General features: G+C 37.0%; 24 protein-coding genes. 16 read left to right on the top strand and 8 right to left on the bottom strand.

Translation table 11 applies throughout. The features are described 5' to 3' along the window. Positions 1-41: 41 nt before the first annotated feature. The 3 genes from GXZ72_06030 to GXZ72_06040 all read right to left on the bottom strand — a co-directional run bounded on the left by GXZ72_06030 (position 42) and on the right by GXZ72_06040 (position 2,401). Entirely contained in the window at positions 42-239 is a 198-nt protein-coding gene (locus tag GXZ72_06030) for a class III signal peptide-containing protein (GenBank protein ID HHT19100.1), read from the bottom strand. A gap of 29 nt (positions 240-268) precedes the next feature. Then, positions 269-1,201 (bottom strand): type II secretion system F family protein, encoded by a 933-nt coding sequence (locus GXZ72_06035; GenBank protein ID HHT19101.1) that lies wholly within the window; start codon positions 1,199-1,201, stop codon positions 269-271. Between the two features lie 177 nt (positions 1,202-1,378). Beyond that, positions 1,379-2,401 (bottom strand): M24 family metallopeptidase, encoded by a 1,023-nt coding sequence (locus GXZ72_06040; GenBank protein ID HHT19102.1) that lies wholly within the window; start codon positions 2,399-2,401, stop codon positions 1,379-1,381. Positions 2,402-2,662: 261 nt separating this feature from the next. Between GXZ72_06040 and GXZ72_06045 the strand changes: the two genes are divergently transcribed. The 7 genes from GXZ72_06045 (at position 2,663) to GXZ72_06075 (ending at position 7,804) form a co-directional block, all read left to right on the top strand. After that, positions 2,663-3,268, top strand: coding sequence for a site-2 protease family protein (locus GXZ72_06045; protein HHT19103.1), 606 nt, complete (start codon positions 2,663-2,665; stop codon positions 3,266-3,268). A gap of 54 nt (positions 3,269-3,322) precedes the next feature. Next, complete coding sequence (locus tag GXZ72_06050; GenBank protein ID HHT19104.1) at positions 3,323-4,519, top strand: YcaO-related McrA-glycine thioamidation protein; 1,197 nt, start codon at positions 3,323-3,325, stop codon at positions 4,517-4,519. Positions 4,520-4,680: 161 nt separating this feature from the next. Further along, positions 4,681-5,022: a peptidyl-tRNA hydrolase gene (locus tag GXZ72_06055; protein ID HHT19105.1), complete on the top strand. Its 342-nt coding sequence runs from the start codon at positions 4,681-4,683 to the stop codon at positions 5,020-5,022. A gap of 54 nt (positions 5,023-5,076) precedes the next feature. After that, a complete protein-coding gene (locus tag GXZ72_06060) occupies positions 5,077-5,721 on the top strand; it encodes a delta 1-pyrroline-5-carboxylate synthetase (GenBank protein HHT19106.1) in 645 nt (214 codons plus the stop codon). After that, positions 5,722-5,883 (top strand): DUF1610 domain-containing protein, encoded by a 162-nt coding sequence (locus GXZ72_06065; protein ID HHT19107.1) that lies wholly within the window; start codon positions 5,722-5,724, stop codon positions 5,881-5,883. Between the two features lie 168 nt (positions 5,884-6,051). After that, positions 6,052-6,321 carry an elongation factor 1-beta gene (locus GXZ72_06070; protein HHT19108.1) on the top strand — a complete coding sequence of 90 codons (270 nt, stop codon included), beginning with the start codon at positions 6,052-6,054 and terminating at the stop codon, positions 6,319-6,321. Between the two features lie 235 nt (positions 6,322-6,556). Beyond that, a complete protein-coding gene (locus GXZ72_06075; protein HHT19109.1) occupies positions 6,557-7,804 on the top strand; it encodes a hypothetical protein in 1,248 nt (415 codons plus the stop codon). A gap of 74 nt (positions 7,805-7,878) precedes the next feature. Here GXZ72_06075 and GXZ72_06080 read toward each other — a convergent pair whose 3' ends face one another. Further along, complete coding sequence (locus tag GXZ72_06080) at positions 7,879-8,862, bottom strand: methyltransferase (GenBank protein ID HHT19110.1); 984 nt, start codon at positions 8,860-8,862, stop codon at positions 7,879-7,881. 335 nt (positions 8,863-9,197) lie between these two features. On the opposite strand from GXZ72_06080, the gene GXZ72_06085 reads away from it, so the two are divergent. From GXZ72_06085 to GXZ72_06125, 9 genes are all read left to right on the top strand, one after another. Then, positions 9,198-10,586: a CpaF family protein gene (locus GXZ72_06085; GenBank protein HHT19111.1), complete on the top strand. Its 1,389-nt coding sequence runs from the start codon at positions 9,198-9,200 to the stop codon at positions 10,584-10,586. A 169-nt stretch (positions 10,587-10,755) separates the two neighbouring features. Then, positions 10,756-11,880 (top strand): type II secretion system F family protein, encoded by a 1,125-nt coding sequence (locus tag GXZ72_06090; GenBank protein ID HHT19112.1) that lies wholly within the window; start codon positions 10,756-10,758, stop codon positions 11,878-11,880. 250 nt (positions 11,881-12,130) lie between these two features. Then, positions 12,131-14,482 (top strand): CO dehydrogenase/acetyl-CoA synthase complex subunit epsilon, encoded by a 2,352-nt coding sequence (cdhA, locus tag GXZ72_06095; protein HHT19113.1) that lies wholly within the window; start codon positions 12,131-12,133, stop codon positions 14,480-14,482. Then, complete coding sequence (cdhB, locus tag GXZ72_06100) at positions 14,483-14,998, top strand: CO dehydrogenase/acetyl-CoA synthase complex subunit epsilon (GenBank protein ID HHT19114.1); 516 nt, start codon at positions 14,483-14,485, stop codon at positions 14,996-14,998. It begins immediately after the preceding gene. Between the two features lie 146 nt (positions 14,999-15,144). Next, positions 15,145-16,548 carry a CO dehydrogenase/CO-methylating acetyl-CoA synthase complex subunit beta gene (gene cdhC / locus GXZ72_06105; GenBank protein HHT19115.1) on the top strand — a complete coding sequence of 468 codons (1,404 nt, stop codon included), beginning with the start codon at positions 15,145-15,147 and terminating at the stop codon, positions 16,546-16,548. Between the two features lie 33 nt (positions 16,549-16,581). Beyond that, positions 16,582-17,337: an AAA family ATPase gene (locus GXZ72_06110; GenBank protein ID HHT19116.1), complete on the top strand. Its 756-nt coding sequence runs from the start codon at positions 16,582-16,584 to the stop codon at positions 17,335-17,337. 12 nt (positions 17,338-17,349) lie between these two features. Next, positions 17,350-18,510: an acetyl-CoA decarbonylase/synthase complex subunit delta gene (locus tag GXZ72_06115; GenBank protein ID HHT19117.1), complete on the top strand. Its 1,161-nt coding sequence runs from the start codon at positions 17,350-17,352 to the stop codon at positions 18,508-18,510. Positions 18,511-18,523: 13 nt separating this feature from the next. After that, complete coding sequence (locus GXZ72_06120) at positions 18,524-19,915, top strand: acetyl-CoA decarbonylase/synthase complex subunit gamma (GenBank protein HHT19118.1); 1,392 nt, start codon at positions 18,524-18,526, stop codon at positions 19,913-19,915. A gap of 44 nt (positions 19,916-19,959) precedes the next feature. Beyond that, positions 19,960-20,430, top strand: a complete 471-nt coding sequence (locus GXZ72_06125; protein ID HHT19119.1) for a 4Fe-4S dicluster domain-containing protein — start codon at positions 19,960-19,962, stop codon at positions 20,428-20,430. A 100-nt stretch (positions 20,431-20,530) separates the two neighbouring features. Here the strand turns inward: GXZ72_06125 and GXZ72_06130 are convergent, their stop codons facing one another. The 4 genes from GXZ72_06130 to GXZ72_06145 all read right to left on the bottom strand — a co-directional run bounded on the left by GXZ72_06130 (position 20,531) and on the right by GXZ72_06145 (position 23,896). Beyond that, on the bottom strand, positions 20,531-21,004 hold the full coding sequence (locus GXZ72_06130; protein HHT19120.1) for an MGMT family protein: 474 nt from the start codon (positions 21,002-21,004) through the stop codon (positions 20,531-20,533). Positions 21,005-21,154: 150 nt separating this feature from the next. Next, positions 21,155-22,507, bottom strand: coding sequence for a HEAT repeat domain-containing protein (locus GXZ72_06135; GenBank protein ID HHT19121.1), 1,353 nt, complete (start codon positions 22,505-22,507; stop codon positions 21,155-21,157). Between the two features lie 75 nt (positions 22,508-22,582). Further along, positions 22,583-23,731: an NAD(P)/FAD-dependent oxidoreductase gene (locus GXZ72_06140; protein HHT19122.1), complete on the bottom strand. Its 1,149-nt coding sequence runs from the start codon at positions 23,729-23,731 to the stop codon at positions 22,583-22,585. Between the two features lie 3 nt (positions 23,732-23,734). Then, positions 23,735-23,896: a 4Fe-4S binding protein gene (locus GXZ72_06145; protein HHT19123.1), complete on the bottom strand. Its 162-nt coding sequence runs from the start codon at positions 23,894-23,896 to the stop codon at positions 23,735-23,737. Between the last annotated feature and the right edge of the window lie 135 nt (positions 23,897-24,031).

Consider the following 24,031-nt stretch of genomic DNA (forward strand, 5'->3'; position numbering starts at 1 on the left):
ATTGATATATCGCTTTTTTTAGATTATCTTGATTTCTAATTTTATTTAAAGGTTGAATTTATCTTTTGGAGTTCGTTTTGAACGGTTTGCACTTCACTACCATTGACTAATTCATCACCCATATCATTAATGTATTTTTGATATACAATAAGTGCGATTATTACTATTACCAATATACCCCCAAATATCAATACAAATTCAGCAGCTGTCTGGGCTGCTTCGTCTTCTATAATTCCCATATTATATCACTCCCATAAAATGTCATTAATTAAGTTCCAAGTATCATTGGTGCAATAATTCCCATTAACCAAAATATTCCAGTAGCTGCTGGAGCCAGCAATATTGCGAATTTAACTCCTTTTCTTGGACTTCCATATAAAACAATTCCCATTAAAATACCGGCAATTATTGAGTGGATTATTATATATCCAAAGGCACTAGTCTCAGCAGCACCTGCAAGCGGGTTGGCCTTTCCTGCAGCTTCAATGAAGCTAGAATATGCCATTATCATTCCTAATGCAAATGGGGCTGCGATTACAGCAGCAATTAAGAGGAACATCACTGACATCATGACGTTAGCTTTTCTTTCTCTCTGTAATGCTAAAACAGCTCTTAGATCTTCTGCTACTGTTTCAACAACATCTGCAAGACTTCCTCCAACCCTTCTACCTTCAATAATCATTCTAAATGTTCTATCAAGTGTTTTTGATTTAAGGCGTTCGCTCATCCCTAAAAGAGCATCCTCAAAGGTACTTCCAATTTTAATCTCAATAACAGCTCTTTTTAGTTCATCAGTTAATGGACCTTCACCGTGTTTGGAAATATCTTCCATGGCTGTTTCAACACCTACTCCAGAACGCAATAATGATGATATTTGTCTTAAAAAATCAGGAGTTCCCTGTTCAATGGCATCAATCCTACGTTCCATCATAAAAAATAAATAAGCAAATATAAAACCAGTCGGGGCGACTAAACCAAGAATAAAAGCTGTTATAGGATTTTGTCCCAATGCTAGAAACGCTACTGTGAGAAAACCTCCGGTAATGATTCCAACGCCTAAAAGCAAAGTTATAAGGTCAGATGCTTTAACGTACATTCCCGAACGAATAAGGGTTTCTTGTAACCGAATCATCCATTTATCTGGAAAAACACGATCAATACTATTGGATACTGGTGATAGTGCAGAGGGTATTAGGGCCATTTTTTCACCTTAGATTATCATGATATATTATATATTTTTATTAGTATAATTTAATTGTCTGTATAATATTATAAAAGAAGTATATATTATTTTACCTTATTTCATCGCCAATAATTACAATGATATTTCTGTCACGATTTTAGCGTTGCATGAGGTTATTTGAAAAAATTAAATCTTCTATTCATTGTTAAAGAACGATTTTCTAGGCAAATTAGTTAAAATTTTTGCCCTGTTTTTTATTAAGATCATATCCTCCACTCTTAAACCAATTCTCCCTTCTAAATATATTCCTGGCTCGATTGTTACCACCATTCCTTTTTCTAATTTTTCATCACTTTGTGCAGATAATGACGGTTTTTCATGCACTTCTAATCCCACACCATGTCCTGTGGAATGTAGGAAATATTTTCCATAACCATATTCTTCAATAATGCCCCTAACAACATTGTCTACATGGGATGCTTTTATTCCAGGTTTAATAATTTTGATTGCTTCTTTTTGAGCATCTAATAGTATAGACAGTATTTCTTCCTCTTTTTTGTTTTTAATTATGCTGCGGGTGATATCCGAAACGTAATTCTGATATGAAGCACCCCAATCAATTATTAATGGATTTTCCAACTTTTGTGATGATGAAGATGCATGGGGGAGGCTTGATCGAGGTCCAGAGGCCACAATTGTTTCGAAAGGTGTTTGCACAGAGCCTGCTTTGCGCATGTTATACTCCAGTTTTGCAGCTAGTTCATCCTCACTGCCAGAAAAATGTGATGGATCTGTCTTTTTAAAGGAATCCTCTGCAATTTTGATAGCTTCTTTAATTTTTTTAATCTCACTTTTAGATTTAGACATCCTAAATCTTTCAACAATATCATTAGGCACTGTTTTAAAATCTTCACATATTTTTGCATGTGTTTTAACAGTCATGGAATTTTCTATACCCATTTTGCCCTTTAAATTATCCTTAAATTTCTTTTTAAGTTTTTCAAGAGATTTGAATTCTTCTACAGGCACACATGATTGTGATTTAGCAGCTTCAATGTCTAATTTGGTGGAAAAAAGTAATGGTTCATTTGTTATGATTAAAACTGCGGTGCTAGAAGGTTTAAAACCAGTAATATATGCTATATTTTCTGATTTGAGGACAAATAATGATTCTAATCCAGATTGGTGCATTTCTTCTATTATTCTATCGATTTTCATGGAAGTACTGACTCCTTGCAAATCTTTCTCATCATCTATAAATAAATGAATTATTTTAATCGAATTAAATTCTTTTTATGTAAAACTGTTAGAAATATTTTTTTCTTGAACCAAACTAAGATAATCGCACAATTGGGTGTCATTTTTCAATTTGAAAAGGGGTAATGTGTTCAATATTACAAAATATCCATAAAATTCTGGATATCATTGATTTATTTTGAGGAAAATTATTTATAAGTAGCAGAGGTTCTTTAATATATTATGATACACTTCACATCTAATGAGATCAGGGATTTAATTATCTCGTTGTTAATCATTTCCGGTCTTTTTGCATATATTTTTAGCAGAGGAGCACCTGACACGCTTTCAGTATTTATCTCATATTTCCCAATTACTCTTGTAGCTGTAGGGTTAGGCTTTATTTTGCACGAATTAGCCCACAAATTTGTTGCTATAAAGTATGGGTATCCTGCAGAATATAAGATGTGGCCGGACAAATTAGTTTTCGCAATAATATTTGCAGTTGCTGTTGGTGTTGTGTTTGCGGCTCCTGGAGCTGTTTATGTATATGGAGAGTTATCTAGGAAAGAAAATGGGATTGTTTCAATAGCAGGTCCCATTACCAGTATATCATTGGCAGTAATTTTCCTCTTATTAATGCAATTTAATGTATCTTCTCAGTTATTGCTATTGTTTTTCATGGGATTTTTTATTAACAGCTTTTTAGCTGTTATAAACTTACTCCCAGTATGGGGATTAGATGGAAAAAAGGTATTAAACTGGAATATAGGCATATGGTTGGTAACGATGGGAATAGCTTTCTCATTTACTGCTTATGCCATGAACAGTATATATCAATGGTTCTAAAAAAAAACATTTAAAAAATGCACAATTTTAAAATTACATTTAAATCGTGATTTGATGTTTCAAGACATACCCGTAAAATATTTTGGAGGCACCCACAGGTGCCGTAATCCTGAAGAAACCATAGATAAGGTGGAAGGGAAGCTAAAGGTTGCAGGAGTTACCAGAATAACTGAAATCACCCATCTGGATCGTATTGGGATACCAGTCTATTCAGCCATCAGGCCAGGAGCTGCTGAGGGCGCAGTCAGTATTTATGCTGGGAAAGGTGCCACCAAACCCCAAGCAAAGGCTTCTGCAATGATGGAAGCTTTTGAAAGATATTCTGCTGAACAACAGCTAATAGATAATGAAAAAATAGTTTTTGGTCCTTTTGAAGAGATTCAAGGCGCTGTAGATCCAAAATCATTGATATTGCCATCCAACAGTCACGGTATTGATAATAAAGAAATAAGTTGGGTTAAAGCGGTTAATGCTGCCAATGATGAGGAGTGTTTATTGCCATCTAATGCAGTTTACCATCCGTACTATCCGAAAAAAGATCAATTTCTTTTCAAATCAAATACCAATGGACTAGCCTCAGGTAATGTTATTGAAGAAGCGGTCTTCCATGGAATAACAGAAGTGGTGGAAAGGGACGCATGGAGCATTTTCGAAGCCCTACGTCAACCAAAAAGAGAAGTAAATTGTGAAAATACAGATAATTCATTAATTAGGGATGTTTTGGCTAAATTCCAGAAGGCAAGTGTAGATATTAAACTAATAGATCTCACTGCTGATGTAAAAATACCCACTATGGCTGCTGTTTCTGATGATACTGTTTTAAAAGATCCTGCTCTTCTAACATTAGGAGTGGGAACTCATCTTGATCCAGAAGTTGCAGCCATCAGGGCCTTGACTGAGGTAGCTCAGAGTAGGGCAACCCAGATTCATGGGACACGTGAAGACACGAACAGAGCAGTTTTCATGCGCAAAGCAGGCTACCAACGAATGAAAAGAATTAACAAACACTGGTTTGGTGAATCTAGAGATATAATTGAAATTTCAGACATTAAAAACAGGGCAAAAAAGTCATTTAAAGAAGATATTGAGACCTCTTTAAAACTTCTTTCAAAACAAGATTTTGATCAGGTTTTATTCACTGATCTCACCCGGTCTGAAATCCAAATTCCGGTAGTGAGAGTTGTTATACCTGGAATGGAAGTATATTCTGTTGATGTGGAAAGGATTGGTAAAAGGCTAAGAAATAGATGAAACATATTTTAACATGGTGATGCTTTTTTAAATTCATGAGGTAGTGTATTATATAATTGTTTAAAATTATTTTTGTAGTTTTAAAATTTGAACTTCAGAAATCAAACATGATTTTTAAATAATGATGATAAAAATGATAGTTTTTAATTTGGTGGGGAAAAATGAAACAAGTAATTGTTATGAGAGCAGATCTTGGAATGAGTAAAGGTAAATTAGCTGCCCAAGCATGCCATGCAAGTCTCGGAGCTTATAAAAAGGCAGATGGCAGAATCATAAGGGAATGGGAGTTTCAGGGCGGTAAAAAAGTTGTTGTTCAGGTTAAAAATCAGGAAGAGCTTTTTGAAGTATACGAACTGGTTAAAGCTGCAGACATCCCTAGCTTTTTAGTTAGGGATGCGGGGCATACCGAACTACCTCCCTCAACTGTAACTTGTCTAGGAATAGGTCCTGATAAGGATGAGAGAATAGATAAAATAACTCAGGATCTTAAGTTACTTAAATGATATTTAGTAAAAAATGCACTATTATTGTTATCTTGATGTTAATGGATGATTAGCATGAAGTGGGTGGTGAAAATAGGTGGGAGCCTTTTCCCAGAATTTTCCATGAAATTAGCCCAGAAACTGGTTGGGCGTAATGTTTTGATAATATGTGGTGGTGGAGAGTTGGCTAATCAAATCCGTGTCTATCATAAAAAAATAAGTTTTTCTCCTACTGCCGGACACCTTGCAGCTATCTTATGTATGGATATTCTGGGAATTCTCATGGCAGATAAGGTTAATAATATGGAAACGGTTAAGTCATTAGAAGAAGTTAATAAAGTGTTAAAATCAGGTAAATTGCCTGTTTTACTTCCTTCCATGTTGATGGAGGAACTGGATCCTCTTGAACACTCGTGGGGGGTTACTTCTGATTCTATTTCACTATATATATCAAAACTGTTGAATGCGAAACTATTAATAGCTACCGATGTAGATGGTATATACACCCATAATCCATCTAAAGATGGCGCACAATTGATCAAGGAAATAAGTGCAAAAAAACTTCTAAATTTTGGTGAAACATCATTAGATGAGAGCTTTGCGGAGCTTTTGCTTCAATATAAAACTAGCTCCTACGTTGTAAATGGAAAACATCCTGAGAGGGTTCTATCCATATTAGATGGTCAAAGCTCTATAAGCACGTTTATTGGAGGAGATTAGATGAAAAAAATTGAATGTACATCATGTAAACAAGAACTATCACCTGTTGAAACTTATGTAAAGTTTGAATGTCCAGAATGCGAAGAAATAGTGTATAGGTGCCAGAAATGCCGAACATTCGGCCACATTTATGAGTGTAAATGTGGATTTAAAGGCCCATAAGTAATTAAAGTTTTATTTTCCCTAAAAGTTCTAATTTTATAATTAAAAAATTCATAAATTATAAATAATCTAAATTCATTTAGGGAGATTATATCAGTCTTATTATTATAGTAATATTGAATCAAGAATGACAAGTTCTGAAAATCACAAAAAAAATGGAGGAATTGGATGGGAGAAGTTGTTGCGACTATTAAGTTGATGCCAGAAAGTCCGGAAGTAGATCTGGCCCTGGTTAAAGAAAATGTTGAAAAATCAATACCTGAAGGAGCAGAACTACACAAAATCGAGGAAGAACCTATAGCTTTTGGTCTGGTGTCTCTAAATGTTATTGTGGTAGTTGATGATGCTGAAGGTGGAACTGAGAAGATAGAGGAAATTTTCGCCCAGATTGATGATGTCGCCAGTGTGGAAGTAGTTGACATTCGCAGATTGATGTAATTAGCGAAAACCATGTTTTTTCATTTTTTTTAATCTATTTTTTTTTATAATTCTTTTTAGTTTATTTGTTTTATTTTTAAGGTATTTTTTTTATTTAATTTTTATTTTCACTAGTTTTGGGGGTTTCCTTCCTGATATTTATTTTTATTTTAGTTGGAATAGGTAATAATTATAGATAGATTTATTAATACTTTTTGCTACATTATTAATATTAAATTGAGGGGTTGTGATTTTATTGTTTGATATTTTGTTAGCTTGTTTAATAGGGATTATTTGTGGTGTAATAACTGGTTTGATTCCAGGAATTCATGTAAACACAGTAGGAGCATTTATTTTTTCTATGTCGCCTTTTCTTTTACATTCTTATTCTCCTGAAGTTTTGGCAGTGTTCTTACTTTCAATGTCTATTTCCCACGCTTTACTGGAATTTATACCCTCGATGTTTTTAGGGGTCCCTGAAGAGGGAACAGTGCTATCAGTAATGCCTGGGCATTATCTTATACTTCAAGGCCGAGGAAAAGAAGCCATAAGATTAGTATCAGTTGGGGGTTTTGGTGCTATGATAGTGACTATTCTCCTGTTACCTGTTTTCATAGTGGGGTTACCGTTACTATATGGTTTTTTGAAACCTTTTATTTGGATTATTTTGTCTGGCACTGTTGTTTACATGATTCATCGTCTAAGCCGAGATTTCAGATCTTTAATCTGGTCTTCGATCATTTTTCTTTTATCAGGAATCATGGGATGGACCGCTCTTAATTCTCCTCTTTCTGCAAGTGTATCTTTATTATGTATTTTTTCAGGCCTTTTTGGTGTGAGTACTCTTTTATACAGTCTTTCGGAAAAATCGGTAATGCCTCAACAAAATGAGCATTTCCAATTTGAACTTGATAGAGATATCTTTCGGAGCATTTTTGCAGGGGGGATTGCTGGCAGTATTTTGGGTTTTTTACCCGGAATGGGTCCTGCTCAGGGGAGCCTTCTGGCCCAAGAGTTGAGTGGCGCTTCTGATACTGGGAGTGAAAGAGAGGGGTTTTTAGTGGCTATGAGTGGTGTTAATGCATCAGATGCTCTTTTTTCACTTATGGCCATATACATAATCGGTAATCCTCGTAGTGGGATAGCAGTATACATCAACCAGCTATTGCAAGGATTAGATTTTAATCATCTGTTAATAATGATTTTTTCTGCAATCACAGCAGTATCTATTTCATTGGTGTTTTGTATAAAGTTAGGGGACTGGTTTAGTAATTCAATGCAAAAAATAAACTATGAAAAGATTAATTTGTCTGTTATTTGTTTTATGAGTTTTTTAGTTGTTTTTTTCGGATTTATGGAAGGTTCAAATTTGATTTTTATTCTTTTGATTTATATAACAGCAATCTCAATGGGACTATTACCCCATTATCTGGATATAAATAAATCTCACTTAATGGGTGTTCTTATTGTGCCAGCCATTGTGGTTTACACCGGATTTGTTTAAATAACGTGGCATTGATTTTTAAGAAGTTAAATTTAAAAACAAGGCATTTTTTTTGTTTAAATAAATTAATATGTTTATATTATGATTATTTCTCCACAAATCTCACGGATAGATGCTTCAAAGTAATTGGTATCAACTCCTGGAAAGGTGTCCACCAGACAAATATCGAATTTCTCATTTAAAATAGATCCTAATTCCTTAACATCTAAACAGTAAACATCCCAATATTTCCCTGTTGCTACTAAATTCTCCTTACGATCGGTTAATTCCGCAGAAAATCCATTAATTTCTAGATTAAGAGATGTAATGTAAGCTGCAGGATACCATATGTCGTTAAAAACCACTCTTTTTGCCCCTCCTTTAAGAGCAGCTATTCCCAATGTTCCTGGACCGCATGTGCAATCTAGAATTTTAGGATCCTCATATTTTTCCATGACTTTTTTCAATTTTGAGATTTTTGGTGATGAGGGTTTAGGAAATTCTACATGTATCTCTCCCTGATATTTGTAGATGAATATAGGGCCAAAAGGAGTTTGAACCACATCAGAACGCATATCGCAACCAGCCAGAAGTTCATATACTTTGGGGTTTGATTGAGCGTCTTTTATTCCAACAGTATCTTTCATATCTCCTTTAAGAACTCCTTTAACTTCAGGAACCTCATTTAATATTCTTTTTGCAATTTTCGTGTTAATTTCAGAAGATAAAATAATTAAACTATTTTCAGGGAGATAGGGGGCATTACTAAGTGGATATGCAGGAGTAATGAGTGGAACACAAGTTTCTCTAAGTGTGGATTTTTCATCCTTAATACCTTCTTCCTGCATAATGGTTAGGATATGGGCCACAACCAAATCAAGGTGTCTTCGGCCACAATTACATTTTCCCCAATTTTCATCGATTCGCTGATCTAGATTTAATTGTTCAACTAATGGTTTAAACTTCTTTAAACTCAATTCAGGGCAGTTTTTACAGGGATAATATCTTGATTCTATTTTTTCTAAGATTTCATCTGGGGGTGTTATACAATCGTGTTTGCATCTGCACTTAATGTCCATATGCTTAAATATTTGTTATGACACATAAATACCATTAAGATTATAAATTGATTGATATTGTTTGTGAGAAAATGAAAGACAAACGAAAGGAAATACTCAAGGATCTTCTAGGAGAATTTGGTTCTGAAGATGAAGGTGTAGATGAGGGTGGTGTTGAAGAAGAAGTAGTTAAAGAAGATTATCCTTCACCTCCAGAAAAAAATGAGCCCATTATTCCAGAAGAAGAGGATGAAGATAAGTTTAGCTTAGATAACTTATTGACAGAAACAAAACGTCCTGATCGCCCTAAACCTAAAAAAAAGGTTAAAAGAACATCTAAAGCTTTCCAACCGGAGATAATTGAGGAAGGACTGGTACCCCGTTATAATGTGAGTGTTCCTCATTTTACAGAGAAGGAAACCCTGATTTTCAATGAAGTACGGGAGAAACTTGTGGAAGTAGCAGTTTCACAAGGTGAAGAATTTAACATTGATGGGGAACAATTTATTGGGGAAGTAAAACAATTCCTCAGAGGCAGAGGAGTTCGTGATGTTGAAAAACTGGCAACTCAAATTTCACAAGTCATGTTAGGTTATGGAAAATTAGACCCCATGATTAAGGATGACGATTTAGAAGAAATAATGGTTATTGGTACTGGAAGCAATGTATTTGTTTATCATCGTAAGATTGGGATGATGGTTACTAATGTTGTATTTGATACTGATGATGATGTCAGAGCCATAATCGATGTTATTGCCCGGCAAGTAAACCGCCGTATAGATCAGCAAACCCCTATACTAGATGCTCGTCTGAAGGATGGTTCCAGGGTCAATGCTACCTTACCTCCTGTTTCTGCCGATGGACCCACACTCACCATTAGGAAGTTTAGAAAAGATCCTCTCACCATAGTGGATTTAATAAACTTTAAAACAATGTCATCTCATTTAGCAAGTTTTATGTGGGTTTGTATTGATGGTCTTGGTGTAAAACCATGTAACGCCATTATTGCGGGGGGTACTGGTTCTGGTAAAACCACCACCATGAATACTATTGGAGCATTTGTACCTCCTAAAGAGCGAATTATAACCATTGAGGATACTTTGGAACTTCAACTTCCTCACTCTCATGTTTTACGTATGGAAACACGACCGCCTAACATTGAAGGAAAAGGGGAACTCACCATGGATACCTTGGTCAAAAATTCACTACGTCAAAGGCCTGACAGAGTGATTGTAGGTGAAGTTCGTGGAGCAGAGGCCATAACACTATTTACAGCCCTAAACACAGGACACTCTGGAATGGGAACACTTCACTCTAACACTGCCCGAGAAACTATAACACGTTTGATAAATTCTCCTATGAATGTGCCAAACATAATGATTCCCGCGTTAGACTTCATTATAATGCAAAACAGGATGTACCGTGCAGAAGGTGGATCAATCCGGAGAATTACTGAAGTTGCTGAAGTTGTAGGGATGGAAGAAGGTAATGTGCAGCTTAACCGTGTATTTGAGTGGAATAATGCCACAGATAAGGTAGAATATGTGGGTATATCCAGTAAAACCCTTCGTGAAATCGCAGACATGCGCGGAATTAACGTAACTGAGCTTGAAGAGGAAATTGAAAAAAGAAGGCTGGTTTTGGAGTATCTTGCTGATAATAATATTCGTTCTATTGATGAAGTTGGGCGATGTATCAACAGTTACTATAGGGATCCTGATGAGATGCTGGAAAGAATTCTCTAGATGGCAGTGGTGCTGTTTAATGATTTACTAAAGATATAGAAAAGATTAGATAGTAAGACACTGAAAAATAGTAGTATACTATATTTAATAGGGGAAAACATAGACAGTAAAATACATTGAAAAGAAAAATAATCATAATGATGTATATAGAAAAAATAGGGTGAGATCAATGGTCTTTGGTGGTATTAAGAAGATCTTCAATCGTATCGGTGATTTAACAGTAAATTCCAGTGAAAAAGTTGGTGAAGGTATTCAAAAAGTAAGTGAGGGAGTTCAAACACCGGTAAATAAGATTAAAAATATTGAAAGACCTAAAATAACTCTTCCTTCCAGAAGAAAAGAAAGGGAAATTAAGGAACCCGATTTAGCTGCATTAAGAGATGCTAAATCAGTTTCTACGGATCAAAAGTCTCGTAAAGTCATTAAAAAGATGGGAATGGAAAAAGATGAAATCGAAATTTTCCGTGAACTTATAGACCAGAAATACGACCGAAAAGCAAAAACAGATGAGGATGAATCTGCAAAGGCTGCTGTTCGGAAAGCTTCCCTAGAAGAACTTCTTAAGGAAGAAGAAAAACAAGGACTGGAACCTCGGCTGATCATGGTCATGGGAGTACTCGGATTTGTAGTTATATTCACTGTTGTCGTTTTGTTAGGATTCGGTGTTGAAATTGGTCTTGTTTTCGGTATTCTCATTCTTTTGATGACAATGTTCATTGTTTATTTGCCCAAAATCAAGATGGGTGGTCGTTCTACGTCTGCTTCAAAAGAGATACCTTATGCTTTACGACAAATGGCCACTGAATTAAGGGCGGGGGTAGGATTACATGACAGTATGCGCTCTGTGGCAACGTCTGGTTACGGTCCTTTATCTGAAGAATTTGCCAGAGCTTTGGAAGAAATAAAATATGGGGAAACTACTGAGAAAGCCCTGGTAGATATGAGTGAAAGGGTTGATTCTGAAGGTTTAACACGGGCTATACATCAGATCACCAGAACCCTCAGCAGTGGAGGAGATCTGGCCAAAACATTAAGTGTAATTGCTGATGACACTGCTTATGAAATGCGAATGAAAATTAAAGATTACGCCCAGAAGTTAAATTCTTTCACTATGATCTACATGTTTGTGGCTATACTGGGTCCAGTTATCTTTATGGTCATGTTAATCGCTGCTACTACAGTTATGGGGGCACTTCTCCCACCAGTATTGTTATTAATAATGTATTTGTTCTTATTCCCTGCTATAGTGGCATTTATGGCATTTATGATAAAAAGATTAGAACCCAAGGTTTGAATCTTTTTACAAATCCTCTTTTTATTAATTTTTAAAGGTAAATTGCAGTCCTAACTAGTATTTTCCAGTTATTATAATGCCTATTATGTGATTAAAGATGGTTTATTTTATTTTATGGTGTTTTCTATGAATAATTTTAAAATTATTATTAAATAGTTTTTTTAATTGGCATAATATGCACAAAATATATATATTGTAATTAGTCAAACTGAAAATATCATTATAAATCATTAATAATTCGGTGATAGTTGTGGCACCAGAACAAAATTCTAAAGCAAAAAAGTTCAAAGATGATTTTTGGAAATCCAAGAACATAAAAATCTCCATTGGGGATGTTGTAGAGAAAGAAGGAGATATTCCTGAATCGGACACTCCAATGGGACCCACTCCCAAACCTCATGTCACTGATCTAAGATCGTGGGATATGAAACTACTTAGTAGGTATGAACCATTTTACGCACCTTTCTGTGACATGTGCTGCTTATGTACCTTCGGAAAATGTGACTTACTTGACAAGAAAGGAGCTTGTGGAATCGATTCTAAAGCTCAACAAGCCCGTATAGTTCTTTTAGCTTGTAATATTGGAACTGCGGCCCATGCAGGTCATTCTAGACATTTAGTCCACCATCTAATTGAAGAATTAGGTGAAGATTTCCCTATTGATTTAGGATTAAATATAGATATTGAAGCTCCCCTCACAAGGACAATTATTGGTAAAAAACCTCAATATCTAAGTGACTTGGAAGAAACTTTGAGTTACGTAGAGCAACAATTATCTCATCTCTTGTCTGCATGTCATACTGGGCAAGAAGGAAGTTATTTAGATTTTGAATCGAAAGCTCTTCATTCCGGAGTTATGGATGATCTGGCCCGTGAAGTTGGTGATATAGCTCAAATTGTAGCCTTAAACATGCCTAAAGGGGACGGTGACGCTCCTTTAGTGGAGATGGGTGTGGGCACAATTGACTCTACAAAACCAGTGGTCTTATGTATTGGACATAACGTTCTGCCCGGTTCTAATATAATGGACTATTTGGATGAAACTGGGCAAGAAGAGGATTTTGAGGTATGTGGTATTTGCTGTGCTGCAATAGACATATCCAGATACAATGATAGGGCTAAAGTAGTTGGTCCCCTCTCAAGGCAGTTGAAATTCATTCGCAGTGGAGTGGCAGATGTAATTATAGTTGATGAGCAGTGTATCCGGACTGATGTTCTGGAAGAGGCTCAAAAGAAAAACACAGCAGTTATTGCTACTACTGACAAGATGTGTTTGGGACTGCCAGATATGACTGATGAAGATCCAGATTTAATTGTATCTAAACTATTAAATAAAGAGATTGAAGGAGCTTTGATACTGGATTCTGACAAAGTTGGAGAAGTATCAGTCAAAGTAGCTAAAATTTTAGCGCCTGAACGACAAAAACTTAAATTATTACCTGAACTGGATGATGTTCAGAACATGGCTCTTGAATGCACTGAATGCGGCTGGTGTAACCGAGTTTGCCCTAATGATAAGCCAATGATGGAGGCAGTCGTAGCAGCAGGAAAAGGTGATTTTTCTGGATTTGAAAAACTTTACCTTAACGATGTATGCTACTCCTGTGGTAGATGTGAACAGGAATGTGAAAGAGAACTTCCCCTCATGTCCATGCTGGCCAAGGCAGGGGAAAAACTAGCTAAGACTGAAAAATTCAACATCCGTGCTGGAAGAGGTCCAGTGCAAGATGTGGAAATAAGACGTGTAGGAGCACCAATAGTTTTAGGCGATATTCCTGGAGTTATTGCTATTGTAGGTTGTTCTAATTATCCTGATGGTGGTAAAGAAGTCGCTGAAATGGCAAAAGAATTTTTAGAACGTAATTATATTGTGGTTGCCACGGGATGTGGGGCCATGTCCATTGGCGAATACACAGATGACGAAGGAAAAACCCTATATGAAAGATACAGTGGGGATTTTGAATCTAGAGGATTACTCAACATAGGATCTTGTGTTTCAAACGCCCATATATCTGGTGCTTGTATAAAAATTGCCAACATATTTGCCAAAAAACCATTGGAAGGTAATTTCGAGGAAATAGCAGATTATATATTAAACAGGGTAGGTGCATGTGGTGTTGCATGGGGTGCATACAGTCAAAAAGCAGCAGCTATTGCTACTGGTGTAAACCGGTGGGGAATACCAGCAGTTGTAGGGCCTCATGGATCCAAATATCGTCGATTATATTTGGGAAGGACTGATAAAAAAGAAAACTGGAAAATTAAGGATATGCGGACTGGAAAAATTATGGATGGTGAACCTGCACCAGAACATCTGATCTATGCCGCAGAAAACATGGCAGAAGCAACTGTAATGACAGCTAAACTTTGTATAAGGCCTACTGACACTGGTAAAGGGCGTCAAATAAAGTTAAACCACTATATTGATCTTTATAAAAAGTATTATGGTGAATTGCCTCCAGATATTCACCTATTCGTCCGAAACGAAAAAGATATTCCAATAACCTACAAGAAAGATGTCAAAGAAATACTGGATAAAGTTGGATGGGAGCCTAGAGAAATACCTCAAGAGCCATCTTTAATGGGAATGGGGGATGATTAAATGTCAAATGAAAGAATTATACCATATCAACCTACAGTTATTGCAGGACCTAAACAGGCTTTACTGGTAACTCCAGAAACAGCTGAACTTATGATCAAAAAAGCTAAAAGGCCCCTTCTTATTTTAGGGCCTTTGGTAAAAGAGGAACCTCTTCTTAGTTTTGCCAGTAACATAGCAGAAAAATGGAACCTACCTGTAGTTACCACAGCAGACGCATACAAACCATTTAATGACAAAGGACTTAACCCAACATCATATGGGGTTGTTGAGATAGTTAATCTATTAAAAGACCCTGAATGGAAGGGTGTAAATGATGAAGGTCAGCATGATCTGGTTATATTTTTAGGATGTGTATATTACATAGGTTCACAAGGGCTTTCAACTCTCAAACACTATGCACCTCACTTAAAAACTTTAACTATCTGTAAATTTTTCCATTCTAACGCAGATGCATCATTCCCCAATATGAAAGATGAAGAATGGTTTAAATATCTTAAAAAGATGGGTACAGCCTGATGAACTCGTTAGTTAGTTCATGGAATATCATTATTGTTCAAAACAAGATGCGAATTGTTGAATGTAAATAAAATTTGTGTGTAATTATTGGATTTAGAACTTAAATATCAGAAAAGCAGATAAAGGCGGTTTAAAGGAGGAATCGGATGTTTGAAGATATACCTGTTGATGTAAGCCCCATGTACGAGGGGGAACGTATCAGATCAGCCAATATGTTTGTGGAACTTGCCGGACCAAAATCTATGGGTGCAGAATTGGTACAAGTCGAGGATGACGTTGAAGATGGCAAAATTGAAGTTATAGGGCCGGAATTGAGTGATATGAATCAAGGAGATGTTCATCCTTTCGGTGTTCTGATTGAAATCCAAGGTGAACACTTGGAAAAGGAACTGGAAGGAGTTATTGAACGACGGACCCACGAACTTAGTAACTATGTAAAAGGATTTATGCACCTCAACCAGAGAGACGCAATTTGGTGCCGTGTTAGTAACGAAGCCCTTGAAGCAGGTTTTAAACTGGAACATTTGGGTAAAACCCTTGCGATTCTCTTCAAAGAAGAATTTCCACTGATTGAATCCATAGCTATTAGTATTCTAACAGAACCAGCAAAAGTTGAAGAATTTGTTTTGAAAGCCCAGGAAGAATATCAAAAACGGGATTCCAGAGCTCGTGAACTCTCTGATGAGGATGTGGATGTATTCTACGGCTGTGTCATGTGCCAATCATTTGCACCCACCCATGTTTGCGTGGTAACACCAGACAGAACTGCATTATGTGGTGCTATTAATTGGTTTGACTGCAGAGCAGCTGCAAAAATGGATCCCGAAGGCCCTATATTTGAAGTTGAAAAAGGCGACCTTCTTGATGATGTTAAAGGGGAGTATACAAATGTCAACTCTGTAGTAATGGAAAAATCCCAAGGAACAGTTGAAAGAGTTTTTTTACACAGTGTGTTTGAATATCCTCACACTTCTTGTGGCTGTTTTGAGGCAGTTGCCTTTTACATCCCTGAACTCGACGGTATTGGTATAGTTGACCGTGATTTCCGTGGAGAAACACCTCTGGGAATACCATTCTCTGCAATGGCCGGGCAATGTTCTGGAGGTAAACAAGTGGAAGGATTCACTGGTCTTAGCTTGGAGTACATGCGTTCACCCAAATTTTTGCAAGCAGATGGTGGGTTTGAACGGATAGTCTGGCTTCCAAAAGAGATTAAAGATTCTTTAGATGATTATATACCTGAACATCTCCGAGACACAATTGCTACTGAGGAAAATGGTTCTACAATCAAAGAGATCAGAAGTTTCTTAGAAGAAAAGGGACATCCAATTTTAGAAAGAATCAAGACCACTTCATCAGAAGTTCCTGAAGAAGAAGTCACAGTTGAAGAGGAAATTCCTGAAGAATTTAATGAAATGGAAATGGAAGGGGTGCCAATGGCTCCTGTTGCATATGCTCCTGAATTAACTGTTCCATCTTCAGGTGGAGTTAAAATCATCTTCAAAAATGCTAAAGTATACGCAGAAAAGGTGATCATAAAGAAAAAATGATCAATTTTTTCTAGAATGTAACGGAGCTGAAACGTGATAATTGCAGTAAGTGGTAAAGGCGGAACTGGGAAAACCCTGATTTCATCCCTCCTCATCAAATCATTATCTGATACAAAACAAGATATTCTGGCAATAGACGCTGATCCTGACAGTAACTTGCCCGAATCTTTGGGAATAGATGTACAAAAAACAGTGGGAGATGTGAGGGAAGAATTAAAAGAAGACACTGCCAAGGGAAGAATACCTACAGGAATGAACAAGTGGGACATCCTTGATTATAAAATAATGGAATCAATCATTGAAACTCCTAAATTTGACCTCCTAGCAATGGGAAGGCCTGAAGGCAGCGGATGTTATTGCGCCGTGAATAACATGCTCCGTAGAATAATCGAAAACTTATCATCCAATTACGATGTGATCATCATTGACACTGAGGCTGGACTGGAACATTTAAGCCGCCGAACCACTCAAAATGTGGACGTAATGTTAGTAGTCACTGATAAATCTAAAAGAGGAATGCTCACTGCTAAGAGGATTGGAAAACTGGCCGATGACCTTGACATCAAATTTAAAGAATTGTATTTGGTCTTAAACAGGGTTAAGGATGACACTAAAGATGAAATCCTGCAAAAAGCTAAGGAAACTGGTTTGGAAATAGTGGGAGTAATTCATGAGGATGAAGAAGTAACTAAGTTTGATATTGAAGGAAGGCCTTTAGTGGAACTTCCCAATGAATCTAATACTGTAAAGGCAGTATCAAAGATATTATCTCGCATCAAAAGTAATTAAGGACGTGGGTATATGGATAAAATGTCGCAACTTCTTAAACTACTGGAAAAAACGGACTATATAGAGATCAATGAATTTAGAATGGACTTTGAGGAATTAGAACTGCAACTTATGCCAGCAATGCAAAGAGTAGCCCAACAAGTGGTTACCAAACATGCAGCAGTCCAAGAATCCATGAAAATGGAAGCTATTGAATTTGCTCCACCAATTAAAGATTATCCTGGCGAAGTTGCCGAGGTACAACTGGGAGCTGGCTCCAGAAAACCAGTATATCTGGGTGGTCAACAAGCACTGTACCGCTTTGAAGAATCACAACCCCATGAACCGGTTGTAACTTTTGATGTTTTTGACATTCCTATGCCAGGATTGCCTCGTCCAATAAGGGAACATTTCTCTGATGTTATGGAACATCCGGGGGACTGGGCCAAAAAGGCGGTGAAAGACTTCGGAGCAAACATGGTTACCATACACCTAATCGGAACCGGACCAAAGGTCATGGACAAAACACCCCGACAAGCAGCCGATGATATTGAAGAAGTATTGCAAGCTGTGGATGTTCCCCTTGTTGTGGGAGGATCTGGAGATCCTCAGAAGGATCCAATTATTCTTGAAGCTGCTGCAATGGCTGCAGAAGGAGAACGTTGTCTGTTGGCTTCAGCTAACCTTGACTTAGATTACAAACGCGTGGCCAAAGCAGCTGTAGACTATAATCATGCTGTTTTAAGTTGGGCAATAACTGACATTAACATGCAGAAAACTCTTAACAAATATCTTATGAAAGAAGGATTAACTCAAAATGACATTGTCATGGACCCAACTACTTGTGCATTAGGGTATGGTATTGAATTTTCAATTGATGTTATAACCAGAACCAGGCTAGCGGCACTAAAGGGTGATAAGGACTTGCAGATGCCAATGAGCTCTGGAACCACCAATGCATGGGGATCCAGAGAAGCTTGGATGAAAAATGATGCATGGGGTCCCACTGACTACCGTGGACCAATCTGGGAGATATTCACCGGACTTACCATGATGCTCTGTGGAGTGGACATTTTCATGATGTTGCACCCATTATCGGTGCAACTATTAAGCGAAATAGGTTCGACATTCACTAAGGAATATCTTACAACTGATGTGCCAGACATATCTAACTGGATTACGGAGCTTGAATAAGGAGGTCATGAGTATGCAAGTCACTGCAATGGATATTTACCGATTGCTTCCCCAGACTAACTGTGAAGATTGTGATGTAGCTGCCTGTGGAGAAGCATCCTGTATGGCTTTTGCCACTAAACTTTCAGAAAAAGAAACTCAACTTGAATTATGCACAGAACTATCTGAAGAAGCATTCAACAAGTTAGAAGCACTGCTCGCACCTGCAGTACGAGAGATCAGCATTGGAACTGGTGATAAAACAATAACCATAGGTGGGGATGAAGTACTATATCGTTATGAGCTAACCTACTACAACCCTACAGCATTAGTAATTGATATCGCAGACAACTTAAGCGATGCAGAATTCACTGAAAGGGTTAAAACAATCGAAGAAACTGAATTTGAAAGGATAGGTGAAACACTGACTTTAGACGCTATAGCTTTGCGGAATGCGTCAAAAAATCCTGCAAAATTTGCCGATGCAGCAGCTAAACTCAAAACAACTAAATTACCATTGATCCTTTGTTCTTTTGATCCTGAAGCCATGAAAGCAGCCTTGGAAAAAGTGGGGGACGAAAGACCTCTCATATATGCAGTAAATGAAACTAACATCGAAGAAATGACTGCCCTGGCCATGGAATATAACTGCCCTATATGTGTATTTGCACCCAATGACTTGGAAAAAATGAAACAAATTAGCCACAATCTAAGGGAAAAAGGGATTGAAGACATAGTGCTGGATCCAGGTACCTATGTGGATGAAGGTGTAGGGGATAGTTTAGACAATTTCGTAATGATTCGCCGACTGGCAGTTGAAGAACGAGATGAAGACTTCCGATTCCCTTTACTAGGTATTCCTGCACTCACTTGGTTATATGAGAAGGATGAGATCAAAGGAGGTATAAAAGAAGCTACAATTGCTGCTATTCTCATGAACAAATATGCGGATGTATTAATATTCCACGGAACCGACATATGGGAATTAATACCTGTCCTTACTCTAAGACAGGGTTTATACACAGATCCAAGGAAACCACAAGCAGTAGATCCAGGTCTTTATGAATTTGGCGATTTGGATGAAAATTCTCCTGTTCTAATGACCACCAACTTTGCTTTAACCTTCTATACTGTGGAAGGAGACATAAAAGGGAAAGCCAATACTTATCTCTTGGTGCTTGACACTGAAGGTAGAGCCGTGGACGTGTCTCTGGCAGGGGGTCAACTAAATGCAGAGGCTGTTGCCGACCTTATTAAAGAAACAGGCATAGAAGATAAGGTAAAAACACGTAAACTCATAATTCCAGGATTGTCTGCACCCGTAAGTGGGGAAATAGAAGATGAAAGTGGATGGGAAGTTTTAGTTGGTCCAAGGGACTCATCAGGTATACCTGGATTCCTTGATGATATAAAGGAGAAATCATAAGGAATTCACCAACCTTATTTTTGGAAAAATCTAAAAGTGATAATATGAAAACTCTTATGGTAATTGACCCACAACGGTGTAGTGAATGCGAAGACTGCATCAACGCGTGTAAACAAGTACATGGGGTGGCTAGGACTAAGAAAACCAGTACAGTGCCTGTTTTTTGCCTACAATGTCATCCTGATAAGGCCCCATGTGCACGTATATGTCCCACAGGTGCAATTCAGGAAGAAGATGGTACACTAATAGTGGATGAGGATATCTGTATATTATGTCGCCTATGCATGATTGCTTGTCCAGTGGGAATGCTGGTTATTGATGAGGAAAAAAAGACAGTACAAAAATGCACATTATGTCTTGATGCCGAAGACCAGATACTACCCGCATGTGTTGAGGCTTGCAAAGATAATGTACTTAAGATTTTCTCTGTTGAAGACCTTGAAGAACTTAAAAAAGACCTTAGTTACACTGAAGTTCTTAACGAAGCCATGAAAGCATATAATTCGAAAATTTAGTTGGATATTTTAAAAAATTGATTTAATCTTTATTTCATACATTACAAAATATCCTTGTTCTATTGTTTTTTTTGAAGGTTAAGATACCAACAGAGGATGGTCATTTTTTCATGACTCGAAAACCTTTGATCATCACACCCTCATTTTTTAACAATTTTTTTTTCATTTCTACCCCACCACCATAGTTACCCAAAGTTAAATCAGACTTAACAACTCTGTGGCAAGGTATTAATAGGGGAAATGGATTTCGTGCCATTGCACTGCCCACAGCCCTCCAAGCTTTACTGTCCAAAGATTCTGCCACTTCTTTATAGGTTTTAACTTCACCTTTTGGGATTTTTAAAACCAATTGCAACACTTTTAAATCAAATTCATTAGGAACTGGGCCCTTCAAGGGTTCTGTTTTGTTCACAGATAATTCCAGAATGTCTTGGTTAATATTGGCTTTTTGGCCGTTGTAAATTTTAGAAATATCTTTAACAAGGGGAAGATATTTTTCAGTTAATTCAAAATCAGCAAATTCATGAGAAATCTGTTCATAGAGTGTTTCCCTGCAAGATGTTGGAAGAAAAATTCTAACAATTTTTCTACTAGCAGGATAAACTCCGACTGCAAAAAAAAGCCCATCTTTCTGATAAATTGACACAAAAACAGTATCTGATGAAGCTTTTCGAGATTTTTCCAAAAACAATTTCCCCTTCACTTATATACGTATTGATGATTATTAGTCGTAAATATAAAAACTATCTACCATAATTTTAATATCTTCACCTGCGTCTTCAAAAACAGTTGGATCCCCTACAAACCACATGTAGTACAGTAAATTGCCTTTTTTAAAAGATATTATAAGAATACTGGTGGGGGCGACATCATGGTTCTCACCATAAATTTCATAAATTCCCATCCCGTATTTTTCATAATAATTTTCATCAATTACTTTACTGCCTTGTACTCTGAACACATCTTTCAACATCTCTGCAAATTCGTGTGATGATACTTCAGACGCATTGGTGTTCCGATTAAGTGATAAAGTAATGGAATTGTTTTCATATAATCCCCTAACAACCTTTTTGGCATCAGAGGTACTGATGATCTCCCAGTGATCTGAATAATCAAAAGACACTTCACCATTGTCAAAATTAAATATACGTGTTGTTTCATGTTTTCTAAGGATTTTATGTATTGCTATTTCAGCTTTATCCTTTACAAACACAAATTCATCTTTTTGAGCATTTCTAAGGGCTTTTAGTGCTCGTTCATCTCCTATCCGACCCAGGGCTTCTGCGGCTTTCCCTCTAACATGACGGTTTTCATCTCTTGTTTTGCCAATAAGCAATCCAATTAACGCATTTAAGGCTTCTTCTCCCCCAATTTTCCCGATAACTTCGGCGGTTCTGGCTCTAACACTCCATTTTGCAGTTTTCAAAGTTTTTATAAGGGGTTTCACTGCACGTTCACCGAACTTTGCCAAAGCAAGCATAGCCTTCCAACGAACATCAGCATCCTCATCTCCCATTGCCTCAAGAAGAATAGGGATTGCTTTTTCATCATTCATTTTTCCCAAAGCTACTGCTGCAAACTTACGAACTTGCCAATCACCATCATTTATTGCTTCAATTAAATATGGTACTGCTCGAATGTCACCAATCACCCCTAAAGCTTGTGCAGCTGTTTTTCTCACACTCCAATCCTCATCTTCCAAAGCCTTGATTAACGTATCTGTTGCTTCGGGGCTACCTATTTCTCCCAGAGCCCATGCTGCTTTTAAACGTACTTCTTCATCAGGATCTTCATTTATGGCTTGAATTAAGTATTCAATTGCTCTTTCGTCCCTAATTCTACCTAGCGCTTCTGCAGAATACTCTCTCACATCTCTTAAAATTATATAATCGGAGTGCCAAGTTTTATATTGCAAGGCATCAATAAGTGCATCTACAGCTCTCTCATCTCCCACTTTCATTAGAGCTCTGACTGCTTCCTTTCTGTTGAGATAGTCTTGATCCTTAAGGAGTCTTACAAGTCCATCCACATCTCTTGTTTCTTCCAGATATTCAACATCCACATCACTATAAACCATAATACTCTCCGGAAATTTAAGACAGTCCTATATAATATCTTGTATGGTGTAGTTTATAATTATGCCTTTAATTGACTATAATATCTCCTTTAAGAGTTTTAAAAATTGAGGGTATTCTTTTATAAAACCCAACATGGACATCTTTGATATTGATTTTAAGTCTTGTGTTTTAAGAAATTTAGCTAACATATTAATTTCTTCATCGCTTAGTTGGTCTAATATTTTACGATATTTCAATGAATCTTTAAGATCTTTTCCTATTTCATTTCTCCAGCGTTTTTCATATTTTTTCAAAAAATTATCCGAATAATTTTCCTCTTCAATAGCTTTAGCAGCTACTTCACCAGCAATTCTACCACAATGGGCCGTAATGTGGATGCCTCCACCAGTAAAAGGTTCTACTTGTCCAGCAGCATCTCCTACTACCATGAGGCCATTGGTGTATGTTTTTTCAACAGGCCCTGAAACTGGAACTCCTCCAATATTTAGTTCAACTGGAGTGGCATCCAAGGAGGATGCGAATTTTTTCAGAAAATGATATGCAGTTTTTGTGTTACTCCTAATCCCCACTCCCACATTGGCCACATTTTCACCCTTGGGGAATATCCAAGCATAACCTTTGGGAGCTATTTGTTGGCCAAAATAAAATTTTAAATAATGAGGGTCTGTCTTCAAACCCACCATTTCATACTGTGCACATGAACACAGAGTATTTGGAGTTTGTTTGGTGTTCAACCCCGCCATCTGCGCTACTTGGGATTCTACTCCATCTGCAACAATGACCAGATCTGCTTTGATTTTTATAGTATTACCCATGTGTTTGGCAATCACTCCACAAACCTTATTTTCTTTTTTTATAAGGTTTTTTACCTTAGTTTTAACCATTATTTCTGCACCAAAATTAGCTGCTTGTATTGCTAATTCTTTATCAAATATTTTTCTTTCTAAAATAAAACCTTCTGCATATCCACCTTCTAAATGACCACAAGTACCATCAGGAGCGTAAATATCCGCACCCTTTATCTCAGAACGAATATAATTGGGTGAAGGTTTAATCTCCAGTGTTTGGAATGTTCTGGAGCTTGTTGCCTCAGCACACTGTACTGGAGTTCCTATTTCTTGATTTTTTTCAATCATCAAAACATCTGCACCATTTTTTGAGGCAAATAAAGATGCACTTGATCCTCCAATACGCCCCCCTACAACTACAACATCATATTTCATTTATTAACTCCTTATCGCCCCTAAAGGGCAAACTACCAGGCAGAAATCACATTTTTCACACCCATCATGGACCGTGACTTTCATATCAGATAGTTCCAGAATATTTTGGGGACACACCGCTACACATGCCCCGCAATAACCACATTGTTCTGCTAAGATTCTCATTCTAAACACCAATTATGATTACACGTATGATTCAACCTCTATTCTTTATTAGTAGTATAATTAGGGTTATATTAATATCTTATCTTAATATATTGGGTTAATAGTTTTTACTTTATTCAATTGCACATAATTTGA

The sequence above is a fragment of the Methanobacterium sp. genome, from assembly GCA_012838205.1.
Classification (GTDB): domain Archaea; phylum Methanobacteriota; class Methanobacteria; order Methanobacteriales; family Methanobacteriaceae; genus Methanobacterium.